This is a genomic window from Hymenobacter glacialis (assembly GCF_001816165.1).
In the GTDB taxonomy this organism is placed as follows: Bacteria; Bacteroidota; Bacteroidia; order Cytophagales; family Hymenobacteraceae; genus Hymenobacter; species Hymenobacter glacialis.
The window spans coordinates 87,885-96,427 of record NZ_MDZC01000023.1; the positions used below are offsets into that span (position 1 = coordinate 87,885).

The window sequence follows — 8,543 nt, forward strand, 5'->3', positions numbered from 1 at the left end:
TGCCTCGGGGGCCTTGGCCTAGTGTTCCTGTCGGCCATATTGCCCCTTCTGAATCTCTAAAGCCGCCTCTTTGCACTCACAACCGGAAAAAACTGCCGCTACTTTTCCTTCCTCCGTGCCCTTCATCATCGGCAGCGAGGTGGCCGAGCGGTTCAGCTACTACGGCATGCTGGCCATCCTGCCCACGTTTCTGGTGGCGCAGTTCTTCAACCCCGGCCGCGACGCGTCGCTCACGGCCGGAGCCGAGGCGCGGGCCAACGAGCTGGTGCATTCGTTCGCGGCCCTGGGCTATGCCCTGCCGGTGGTGGGCGCGCTGCTGGCCGACTGGGTGCTGGGCAAGTACCGGGTGATTCTGTATTTGTCGATTTTGTACTGCGGCGGGCACGCGCTGCTGGCGGTGTTCAGCGAGGACTTGCCGGGCTTCCAGTTGGGGTTGCTGGTGGTGGCCGTGGGCATGGGCGGCATCAAGTCGAGCGTGACGGCCAACCTGGGCGACCAGTTCGACCAGCGCACGGCCCACTTGCTGCCCAAGGCCTACGGCTGGTTTCAAATGGCCATCGACGTGGGCGCGGCGGTGGCCACGGTGCTCACGCCGCTGCTGTACGCGCACTACGGAGCGGCCGTGGCCTTTGGGGTGCCGGGCGTGCTGATGGGCGCGGCCGCCCTTACCTTCTGGGCGGGGAGGCGGCGATACGTGCGGGTGCCGCCCACTGGCCTGCGCGCCGGACTGCGCCACACGCTGGGCCCGGGCGAGAGCCGGGCGGCGCTGCGCCGGGTGCTCACGGTGTTTGCCTTCGTGCCCGCACTGTGGATGCTGAACGAGCAAACCTCGTCGGAATGGGTGCTGCAGGCCACCCACCTCAACCGGGAGCTGTGGCCCGGCTTCCGGCCGCTGGCCGAGCAGCTGCAGGTGACGGGCATCGTGTTCGGCATCGGGCTGAACCCGCTGCTTACTTATGGCCTGTACCCGGCACTGGCCCGGCGCGGCGTGCGCGTGACGGCGCTGCGGCGCATGGGCGCGGGCATGGTGATAGCCGCGCTGGCGGTGCTCATCATTGGCGGCGTGCAGCGCAGCCTCGACGCGGGCAATACGCCCTCGGCCTGGTGGCAGGTGCTGGCCTACTGCGTGAATACCACCGGCGTCATTATGGTGGCCATCACGGGACTAGAATACGCGTACACCCACGCCCCCAAAGCCCTCAAAAGCCTCACCACTTCGCTCTGGATACTCACCATCGCGGTGGCCAACTTCGGATTGAGCTTGCTACACGGCAACATTGCGCGCGGCGGCTGGCTGACCGGGCTGCACGGGGCTAATTTCTACTGGTTTTTTGTGGCGCTGATGGGGCTGAACGTGGCCCTGTTTGCGCTGGTGGCTTCGCGGCTGGAGGAGAAAATATACGTGGGCCCGGCGCCCACCGTGCCGCTACCGGCTCAGTAGCGGTGCTGCAACGCATATTTGTAGCTCCTACTAGCGTCCTTGGCGCCGGTGGCAGTTTATTGTTCACCGCCGAGACGTAACCAAGCGTCTCGACATCTTCGCTGCTCATGAAAAAACTACTTTACCAACCAGCGGCCTGGCTGCTGGCGGGCCTCAGCCTGGCCGCGCCGCTGGCGGCCTCGGCCCAAAAAAAACCAGCCGCGCCCGTTCGCAAAACGACCTCTGCTGGCAATGCCCTCTCGGCCATCAAGGAGAGCGACATCAAGCGCGACCTGTATGCGCTGGGCGGCGACCATTTCCGGGGCCGCGAGGGCGGCACGCTGGACGAGCTGAAGGCCTCCGTGTGGCTGGCCGAACAGATTCGGGCCATTGGCCTGCAGCCGGCCGGCGACGACGGCACCTATTTTCAGTGGTTCCATTTGCAGCGCACTCGCCTCACCAAGGCCAGCCGCATGAGCATCGGCACGCACCAGCTGCGGCCCAACCAGGACGCCCTGGTTTTTGCGCCCACCAACTTCTCCGTCAACGCGCCCCTGGTGTACGTGGGCACCGGCACGACCTCTGAGATGGCTAAAGTCGACGTGAAAGGCAAGGCCGTGGCGCTGGTGTTTTCGGGCAACCCGGCGGCCGATATGAGTTTCCGGCGCTACCTCACGCAGGTGATGCGCGACAAGTCGGCTGAACTGATGAAGGCCGGCGCCGTGGCCGTGGTGTTTGTGTCCGATGCGCGGGCGCAGGCCGTTTACGAGCACTGGGGCCACATTTACGAGCGCGGCCGCTATGGCTTGCCCGGCGATGCCAACACCAAGGTGGTGGACACGGCCCCCATTATGCTGCTGCCCCAAAGCGCCAAGGACTGGGTGCAGCAAGCCGGCCAGCAGCTCACGGTTGACCTGAAGGTGGAGAGTTTCCTGTACCCGTCGGTGAATATTGTGGCCAAAATGCCCGGCACCGACGCCCAGCTTAAGAAAGAGCACGTGCTCTTCAGCACCCACCAGGACCACGATGGCGTGCGCGCCGCCGTGGCCGGCGATTCCATTTACAACGGCGCCGACGACAACGCCACCGGCTGCGCGGCGCTGCTGGCCATCATGCGCGCCTTCAAGCAGCAGCCGGCCCGGCGCTCGGCCCTGTTTGTGTACCACGGCGCCGAGGAGCGCGGCCTGCTGGGCTCGCGCTACTATTCCGACAAGCCCACCGTGCCCAAAGAGTCCATTGTAGCCGTACTCAACGCTGAAATGATGGGCCGCAACGACCCCGACAGCGCCGCGCTGCTGGGCTCCATTGCCCCGCACCGCAACTCCTCCGACCTGGTGAGCACGGCCCTGGCTGCCAACCAAGCCGGCCCCAATTTCAAGCTGGACACCGAGTGGGACAAAGCCACGCACCCCGAGGGCTGGTACTTCCGCTCCGACCACCTGCCCTACGCCCGCCTGGGCATACCGGCCGTGATGTACACCTCCGTGCTGCACGCCGACTACCACACCCCGCGCGATGAGCCCGGCCGCATTGACTACCCCAAGCTCACGCGCATGACCAACTGGATGTACCTCACCGGCTGGGCCGTGGCCAACCGCACCGCCGCGCCGGCCCGCGAGCCCGGCTTCAAGCTGGAACGGTAATATCCGCAGTTATCAGTGAACAGTTAGCAGTGAACAATTACAGCCAAACCCGCTTCCTCGTCCATAAATAACTGTTCACTGCTAACTGCCCACTGATAACTGACCTTCCCATGCGCCACCTCACCGCCGCCGACATTAAGAACTTCGAGCGCATCTACCGTCTCAACCTCGTCAATGGCTTGCCGGGCTTCAAGCCGGCCAACCTGGTGGGTACGGCTGCGCCCGACGGTGCCACCAACCTGGCCGTGTTCAGCTCGGCCCTGCACCTGGGCTCCGACCCTGCCCTGCTGGGCATTGTGACGCGGCCCACCACCGTGCCCCGCCACACCTACCAAAACCTGAAAAGCAGCGGCTGCTATACCCTCAACCACGTACCGGTGACTCTTGCGGCCCAGGCCCACTACACCTCCGCCGACTTCGGCCCGGAAATTTCGGAGTTTGAGGAGTGTGGCTTCACGGCCGTGTTTCGCGACGATTTTCCCGCGCCCTACGTGGCCGAAAGCGCCCTGAGCATTGGGCTTCGGCTGCGCGAGGAACTGGCCATTCATAACGGCACCGTGCTGCTGGTAGGCACCGTGGAACACGTGTACCTGCGCGAAGAAGGCCTTCGCGATGACGGCACGCTGGACCTGACTGCTCTGGGCGCCGCCTGCATTTCGGGCCTGGATGGCTACCACGAAGTGCTGCCGCCCGTGCGCTTCGGCTACGCCCGGCCAGGCCAGCCACCGGTGGCTCAACAACAGGGCATGCACAGCTAAAAAGGTCTGACGAACGTCATGCTTCGACTACGCTCAGCATGACGTTCTTTTTACTTTCTAAACAGCTTTTAAAATAACCCGTAGCGGCTACGGGTACTGCGACTCTATTCGGCGGCTGCTTTGGGCGGAATAGCGCAGGTCGGCGTAGGACGTGCCGGTGGGGAGCTGGTCGGCGAAGGTGGTGGGGCGGCGGTACTGCCAGTCGGGGCCGGCCGGGCCGGCCTCGGCGGGGCTGTCGCGGTACCAGGCCCGGTAAGTATTGTCGGCACTCAATTTCTGCCGCTTGCCTTTTCGTGGGTTGTGGCGGCCGTTTTTCTTTTTTTTGTTGCCGCTGGCCGCCAGGGCCACCACGCCAATGGTGAGACCGAGTGCGGCCAGTCCCACCAGCCAGGGCTTCATCAGCGGCGAAGGTCCGCCAATGGGAGCAGTAGTTGCGGGCGTAGTACCCTGGGTAGCATCAGTGGAAAGCATGGGCTGAGAGAGTTGAATGAGAAAATGAGCAGATACAGGGGCGGCACCCGCACCCACGGGTACTACGGCCGCAGGCCCGCCTGAGGCCATCCCGGTTTCCTTACTGCTGATCTTACCCCAGTCTTATAGCCGGGCTTGCGCCAAACGCAAAAAACCCGCTACTGAATCAGTAGCGGGCTTTTCATAACAAGGAAAATTACTTTGGCTGCTTCTCGTCGTTTTTATTGCCCGCGCCATTCGTGGACTTGTTGGCCTCGGCCATGGTGCCACTGGGGGCCTGGGGCGCGGTAGCGCTTTTGCCGGCCGGAGCCGAATTGAGCTGCTCCTGCACGGTGCCGTTTTTGATGGCGATGGCCGAGCCTACGCCAATAGCGGGCTTCACGCGCGGCTTGCCGTTGATGCTGTCCAGGTCAACATCATAGGAATGCCAGCCGGGGGCCCGCGTGAAAGAAGTGGAGTGTTGAGGATTTTTGCCGGGGCTCCAGCTATAATCGCAGGATGAAAGCGTGCCGGCGAGGGCGGTGCCCAGCAGCAAAGCCAGGGCAGAACGGGAAATGAGCTTCATTGAAACGGGGCTTGAATTGGTAGCGTAAAGTACGTTGATTTTGGGCGGACGGGTGCAATTTCCATCACAAAGTCTGCCTGGAATGGCTCGCATAGGGCTACATTAGGGCCTCACAACCGCCGCGCTGTATCCCTTTCCTCATGACCGAATCTGAACCCAACCAACCGTCCCGCTTTCGCCGGGTGCTGGGCGCTGTGGGCCGGGCAGCCCTGCTGCCCGTGCGGGGCGCGGGCTACCTGGTGCGGTCGGGCCGGGCGCACCAGCATTTTTTCCTGCCGGTGCTCAACGGGGCCCTGGGCGACCAGCTGGCGGCCCGTTTCGACCCGCGCGCCATTCACATGAGCTTCCGGCGGGGCGGGCAGGACGTGGCCGTGGCCGACTTGCAGCTGCACGAGCCTCACCAAAAAACCGTGGTCTTTGTGCACGGCCTCATGGGCGACGAGCTGATTTGGCAAACCGGGTTTCAGGACGAGCCCGGCAGCCGGCGCTACGGCCTGCGCCTGGCCGAAGAATGCCACCTCCGCGCCCTCTACATCCGCTTCAATTCCGGCCTCCACCTCTCCGAAAACGGCCGCGAGCTCAGCCGCCTGCTCACCGAGCTGGTCCTCACCTACCCCGACGCCGTGGGGGAACTGGTGCTGGTGGGCCACAGCATGGGCGGCCTCATCATCCGCTCGGCGGGCTACTATGGAAATCAATTAATAATTAATAATGAGGAATTATTAATTATTAATAAGTCTAGTTCAGACCCGAAATTTGAAGACCAATTATTAATTACTAATTCTCAATTACTAATTAATAAAGCTCCCTGGCTGGCGCACCTGCGCTCGGTTTTTCTGCTGGGCACGCCTAACGACGGTTCCTGGCTGGAGCAGAATTCCCACCTCACGGCGCGCCTGCTGGAGCGCATCAACCTGTTTCCCACCCGTTTCCTGAGCAAGGCCCTGAACAAGCGCAGCAACGGCATCAAGGACATGCGCTATTCCATACTGGTGGACGAGGACTGGCAGGATGCCCACGCCGACGACCTGACGCCCCCGCGCACGCCGGTGCCGCCGCTGCCGGGCGTGCAGTACCACATTCTGATGGGGGCCTGGCTGCGCACCACGCGGCCGGCGGCCCTGCGCGAGTACTTCGGCGACGGGCTGGTGGGCCAGGGCAGCGCCCGCGGCCACACCGTATTCGGCAACGAGGCCGACCTGCCGGCGGGGGCCAGCGTGCGCACCGCCGTGTTTAGCCAGCAGCACCACGGCGGCCTGCTCACGCACCCCGAAGTGTTCCAGTACCTCAAGCAGTGGGTGTAGGGCCAACCACCAAACCTGACCGTGCCCGGCGTGTTAAATAATCGTGCGGAAGCAACTACAGTACATTCAGAACGTCATGCTGAGCTTGCCGAAGCATCTCTACTGCGCAAGTAATCAAGTCTACTATTGCGGTAGAGATGCTTCGGCAAGCTCAGCATGACGTTCTGATTTCAGTCCACTTACCTCTGCACGGGTATTTAGCAAGTTGTTTTGCCTTATTGTACTTCCACCTTTCCCTACCCCTCCATGCCCGATTCTGCTGCCGACATCATTCTCTTTGACGGCGTGTGCAACCTCTGCCATGGCTTTGTGCAATTTGTCATTGGGCAGGACCCGGCGGGCCGCTTCCGCTTCGCGGCCCTGCAAAGCCCGGCGGCGCAGGCCCTGCTAGCCGCTCAGGGCCTGGCACCCGCAGCGCTGCCCGCCTCCGACCCCGATTCAGTGCTGTTGCTTAGTGGCGGGCGGCTGTACTCCCACTCCACGGCCGTGCTGCGCATTGCTCACGGCCTGGGCGGCGGATGGCGGCTGGCGGCCGTGGGCTGGGTGCTGCCCCGTCCCTGGCGCGATGCCCTCTACCGCTTCGTGGCGCGCCACCGCTACCGGTGGTTTGGCCGGCAGGAGAGCTGCATGCTGCCGTCGCCGGCCCTGCGCAGCCGGTTTTTATAAAATAAGCCCCTGGAGCGTGCAGCAGGGCATCAGAAATGGACTTGTTGGGCCCGGCGCAGCACCGCGTCGTCGATGGTAGCGCCCAGGCCCGGGCCGGCCGGCAGCTCCACCACGCCCCCGGCGCGGTAGCGGATGCCGCCCACCACGGGGTCGTCGGTGAATAGGAGCGGCGTGTCGAAATCGCAGTGCCGGATGGCGTCGCTGGTGAGGGCCAGGTGGGCGGCGGCCGTCATGCCCAGCCGCGATTCGAGGAAGCCGCCCACCTGCAGGGTGAGGCCGGCCGCTTCGCCCAGCCGGGCAATTATCCGGGCCCGATGGAAGCCCGACGACTTGCCCAGCTTGATGTTGAGCAGCTGGCAGGCCTGCAGTTGGATGAGCCGGGCGGCGTCGTGCTCGTCGCCGCAGCTTTCGTCGGCCATGATAGGGATGGGCGAGGCCGCCCGCACCCGGCTCAGCTCCATGAAGTGCTGGCGCAGGATGGGCTCTTCGCAGTGCTCGATGTTGAATGCGGCCAGGGCCTGCAGCACGGCAATGGCGCGGTCGGCCGTTTGCCAGCCCTGGTTGGCGTCGATGCGCAACGGGTGCGCCGGGCCAATGCCCGCCCGAATGGCCCGGATGCGCGCCACGTCGTCTTCCAGCGTCCCGCCCAACTTCACCTTGATGGCCGGGAAGCCTTCCTGCTGAAAGCGCACGGCATCGGCCTGCATCTTGGCGGGCGCGTCCAGGCTCACGGTCATGTCGGTGTGTAGCGTTTTGCGGTTATTCCCGCCCAGAAACGCATAAATGGGCAGGCCGGCGTGCTGGGCCGCAACGTCGTGCAGGGCAATATCGAAGGCACTTTTGATGCTGCTGTTGCCGTAGATGATGCGGTCCATCACGGCCAGGGCGCCGGCCAGGTCCAGGGCGTCGCGCCCTTTCAGCACCGGGGCAAAATACTGGCCCACCACAAAGCAGGTGTCCACGCTCTCGCCGTTGATGGTGAGGAAGGGGCTGCACTCGCCGAAACCCACGTGCCCGTCCTGGGTGCGAATGACGACCACCACGTTTTGCACCGCCGCGAGCGGCCCTAAGGAGATAACGAACGGCTCGCGCAGCGGCACGAGCAGCTGGTAAATGCTGATGGCTTGGATGGTGGTGCCGGGCATGAGGAAAATGCTACGCCGCAAATGACGGCGAAGCGCGGCACTTCGGCAAGCAGCTGCTGGCGCGCGTCTGCGACGAGTGATGGTAGGGACATCTTACGCTGGTGCGCGTCTGCGACGCGTGCCAGTTGGCGTCGAGCCTATGGCTCGGGCAAAGGATTACGGCTGGGCTGGCGCATATCCCGAGCCACAGGCTCGACACCAGTGGGCACGCGTCGCAGACGCGCGCCAGCGTAAGATGTTACTCGGGTGCAGCGGAACTATATCGCTCAGCTGCTTTCATCGCTATTTCTGGAGGCACCAACGTATCTGTAGTATTAGGATAGTATTTTGACAATATAGTTTCGGTAAGTTTTCCAACAGCTTCTCTGTAAGCATTACCACCATTATATTTTGAAATAACTGGTTCATAAAATGTGGAATTATCTATATAATAGCTATTTTCATCCAATACAAATGATTTCAAGACTTCTTCATAACTGATGTTACGCGGCTAAAGTTAGCAGTCCCTATTTTCGGCGATGACTTGCACCTTGGATTTATACACGGACTATCTGATTAGCTCAATGGGCCC

General features: G+C 63.0%; 9 protein-coding genes. 5 read left to right on the forward strand and 4 right to left on the reverse strand.

Annotated features, from left to right (window positions below; translation table 11 throughout):
- The first annotated feature begins 115 nt into the window (after positions 1-115).
- The 3 genes from BEN48_RS03020 to BEN48_RS03030 all read left to right on the forward strand — a co-directional run bounded on the left by BEN48_RS03020 (position 116) and on the right by BEN48_RS03030 (position 3,821).
- Positions 116-1,441 carry a POT-type proton-dependent oligopeptide transporter gene (locus tag BEN48_RS03020; protein WP_241502153.1) on the forward strand — a complete coding sequence of 442 codons (1,326 nt, stop codon included), beginning with the start codon at positions 116-118 and terminating at the stop codon, positions 1,439-1,441.
- A 107-nt stretch (positions 1,442-1,548) separates the two neighbouring features.
- Positions 1,549-3,063, forward strand: coding sequence for a M28 family peptidase (locus BEN48_RS03025; protein ID WP_070732808.1), 1,515 nt, complete (start codon positions 1,549-1,551; stop codon positions 3,061-3,063).
- 110 nt (positions 3,064-3,173) lie between these two features.
- The gene (locus tag BEN48_RS03030; protein WP_070732811.1) at positions 3,174-3,821 is read left to right on the forward strand and encodes a flavin reductase family protein; all 648 of its coding nucleotides are present in this window, start codon (positions 3,174-3,176) and stop codon (positions 3,819-3,821) included.
- 87 nt (positions 3,822-3,908) lie between these two features.
- On the opposite strand, the gene BEN48_RS03035 is transcribed toward BEN48_RS03030, so the two are convergent.
- Both BEN48_RS03035 and BEN48_RS03040 read right to left on the reverse strand, forming a co-directional pair.
- Positions 3,909-4,292: a hypothetical protein gene (locus BEN48_RS03035; RefSeq protein WP_125932449.1), complete on the reverse strand. Its 384-nt coding sequence runs from the start codon at positions 4,290-4,292 to the stop codon at positions 3,909-3,911.
- 196 nt (positions 4,293-4,488) lie between these two features.
- Complete coding sequence (locus tag BEN48_RS03040) at positions 4,489-4,857, reverse strand: hypothetical protein (RefSeq protein WP_070732815.1); 369 nt, start codon at positions 4,855-4,857, stop codon at positions 4,489-4,491.
- A gap of 140 nt (positions 4,858-4,997) precedes the next feature.
- Between BEN48_RS03040 and BEN48_RS03045 the strand changes: the two genes are divergently transcribed.
- Positions 4,998-6,161 carry an esterase/lipase family protein gene (locus BEN48_RS03045; protein WP_070732816.1) on the forward strand — a complete coding sequence of 388 codons (1,164 nt, stop codon included), beginning with the start codon at positions 4,998-5,000 and terminating at the stop codon, positions 6,159-6,161.
- Positions 6,162-6,407: 246 nt separating this feature from the next.
- On the forward strand, positions 6,408-6,827 hold the full coding sequence (locus BEN48_RS03050) for a thiol-disulfide oxidoreductase DCC family protein (protein ID WP_070732819.1): 420 nt from the start codon (positions 6,408-6,410) through the stop codon (positions 6,825-6,827).
- A 29-nt stretch (positions 6,828-6,856) separates the two neighbouring features.
- On the opposite strand, the gene BEN48_RS03055 is transcribed toward BEN48_RS03050, so the two are convergent.
- Both BEN48_RS03055 and BEN48_RS18565 read right to left on the reverse strand, forming a co-directional pair.
- On the reverse strand, positions 6,857-7,972 hold the full coding sequence (locus tag BEN48_RS03055) for a mandelate racemase/muconate lactonizing enzyme family protein (protein WP_070732820.1): 1,116 nt from the start codon (positions 7,970-7,972) through the stop codon (positions 6,857-6,859).
- A gap of 238 nt (positions 7,973-8,210) precedes the next feature.
- Positions 8,211-8,435: a hypothetical protein gene (locus BEN48_RS18565; RefSeq protein ID WP_125932450.1), complete on the reverse strand. Its 225-nt coding sequence runs from the start codon at positions 8,433-8,435 to the stop codon at positions 8,211-8,213.
- Between the last annotated feature and the right edge of the window lie 108 nt (positions 8,436-8,543).